This window comes from Bradyrhizobium sp. Kon69 (assembly GCF_055807515.1).
The window spans coordinates 1-275 of record NZ_JBVVOS010000336.1 but is presented as its reverse complement, the minus strand read 5'-3'; the positions used below and the strand labels follow the sequence as shown (position 1 = coordinate 275).

The 275-nt window shown below is 57.1% G+C and carries 1 pseudogene; it reads right to left on the bottom strand.

Features of this window, described 5'->3' with window-relative positions:
- Positions 1-275 (bottom strand): annotated as a pseudogene (locus AC0L3U_RS39375) (TetR/AcrR family transcriptional regulator); the annotation flags it as partial.

The window sequence follows — 275 nt, the reverse complement described above, 5'->3', positions numbered from 1 at the left end:
ATCGGCCATGCCTTCCTCAACACATCGCATGATGCGCTGAATGATGAGCGCGGTGCCCTCCTCCTCCACGGTGCGCATGTCCTCGGAGAAGTCGCAGACTTCGGCACCCAGTTTCACCACCAGGCATTTCTCATCGGGATGATCGAATGCCTGGGTCTTGGCCCAATAATTGAGGTAGGCCAAGAGTCGTTCAGCGCCAGTGCCTTCGGCTGCCATCACAATGTCGACGCGACCGATGTATTCCTGAAAGTATTCCTCGAGTTGCGCCTGCCCCA